Raw genomic sequence first — 2,108 nt, 5'->3', positions numbered from 1 at the left:
CGGGGTGGTCGTACCGGGGGCAGCATTGGCCGCCCCCGTTGGTCAAGTGTCAGGCGACGTCAACAAGTATGTGCTGCATCGCTGTCTGGTCCGCGTCCGCGTCTTCCACCTGGAAGGCGAAGTCGAGTTGGGCTTCCGGCGTCTCGGTCACGGTCGTGGTGAAGCCGATGTCCGTGATCTTCAGCACGTCGTTATCGGGGGCGTCGAAGTTCACCAGATTGGCGGTCGCATCGCTGCCGCCGTCAGTGCCGGTCGTCCTGTTCAGGTCGATCGCAGCGTTGTTGCCGGTGATCCCGTTGCCCGACTGCATGATCTGGACACCCTGCAGCACGTAGTCTTCGCCGGCTGCGTTGTAGTCATTCTGCTCGATGATCACGAGGCCGTCATTGTTGTCGAGCGTGAACTCGCTGCTGTACGGGGCCGGGACCTGACCCGTCTTGAAGATGTCGGCGTTCGACACGTACACAGCCCGCGTGATTGCGGTGTTGTCGTCCATGGTGCCGGCGATGTTGTCGGCACCGTTCTTGTCGATCAGGTCGAGGATCAGCATCAGGTCCTCGCTGTTGCCGATGCCGTCGAACTTGATGGCCATGGTACCGGCGGTCGCCGTCGGGGTGGTCGCCTCAGACTGAATACCGACGTTGCTGTTGAAGAACCGCAACGTGAGCAGTTCTTCTTTCTGGATCGTGTCACCGGCGACACCGTTGGTGCTCTGCGTCGCAGACACCCACGTTTCATTGGCGTTACTCACCATCTCGTGACCACCGACGGTGAACGTGGAGTCAGCGGATGACCCCTCGCCATTGGTCGTCAAGCCGAACGGGTTGTCGTTGTTGATCGAGTTGCCCGTGAACTGCACGTAGAAGTCTTCGTCATCCGGCGTGTCCGGATCATCCGCCTGCAACCGTTCCAGCACGATCTGCGGGTGGCCCGTGTTGCTCGTGGGCTCCTTGGACAAGAGCTCACTGGTGTGGATCACATCGAAGCTGAAGCCTTCGAGCGGGTCGGTCAGGTTGATGGTATAAGTATCGGCAGCCTTGTCGAAGACGAGGGTGCCGCCCGCCGTGCCCGTCTGGACGCCAGCTGCCGGGTCCTTGTCGTAGGTGAAGGTGAAGTTGAACGTCGCGGAGGTGAGAGTCTCCGAAGCGAGCGTCACGTTCGGGTCGATGATATTACCGCCGCCGCCACCGGTGATCGTGCCGCTGAGTCCGATCTGGACGCCGGCAAGCGCGGCATTCTGGTCGACGAAGTCGGAACCGCCGCCCGTGTAGAACGCGGCCGTGTGCGCATCGGCGCCGATGTTGTACCCGAAGGCTCCGGTGGCCGACGCGTTGAGCACGTTGGCCAGGGTCTCGTGGGTCCCGTTACCGTTGCCGGCGTTCTGGTCACCGTCGAACGGCACCGTGATCGTCGGACCGTCATCCTCGAAGTTAAGGCTCTGGCCGATGTCGTGTGTGGCCGAGGCCTCATCCCCGTCGTTGTCGGTGATGGTCGCCGTCAGGGTAATGAGGTTGGCAGCAGCCAACGTCGTGCTGTCGTCCGGATCAGTGGCGTCCGCGTGAACGATCGCCCGAGCCTGGTCGAGGCTCACGATGCCAGCGGCGCTGACGCTGACCGTGAACACGATCGGGCCGGCGGCTGAGCCGGCACGGCCGACCACGTTGCCACCTTCCACGAACAGCAGGACGGGGTCGCCGGTTGCGGTGTCGGTGAGGCCGCTATCGTTCGTGACCTGGCTGATGCCGAGCGCATAGGTGATGGCGTCACCATCTGCACCGGCATCCGAGGTGAAGGCCGTCGAGAAATCCGCGCTGGCGTCGGTCGTCAGGTCGGTCTCGTCCACCGTCAGTTCCGGCACAACACCGTCTGCCGTGATCGTCGGACCGTCATCCTCGAAGTTAAGGCTCTGGCCGATGTCGTGCGTGGCCGAGGCCTCATCCCCGTCGTTGTCGGTGATGGTCGCCGTCAGGGTAATGAGGTCGGCAGCAGCCAACGTCGTGCTGTCGTCCGGATCAGTGGCGTCCGCGTGAACGATCGCCCGAGCCTGGTCGAGGCTCACGATGCCAGCGGCGCTGACGCTGACCGTGAACACGATCGGGCCGGCGGCT

General features: G+C 63.2%; 1 protein-coding gene. It reads right to left on the bottom strand.

Annotated elements, in window-relative coordinates; translation table 11 throughout:
• Positions 1 to 49 precede the first annotated feature (49 nt).
• Positions 50 to 2,108 (bottom strand): DUF5801 repeats-in-toxin domain-containing protein (locus tag CU102_RS28210; protein WP_245425632.1); only part of this gene is annotated, 2,059 nt, incomplete at its 5' end.

Origin of the sequence: Phyllobacterium brassicacearum (genome assembly GCF_003010955.1) — a bacterium.
GTDB classification, from domain to species: Bacteria; Pseudomonadota; Alphaproteobacteria; order Rhizobiales; family Rhizobiaceae; genus Phyllobacterium; species Phyllobacterium brassicacearum.
Note: the sequence above shows the minus strand (reverse complement) of the source record. Positions and strands in the feature narration are given on the sequence as shown.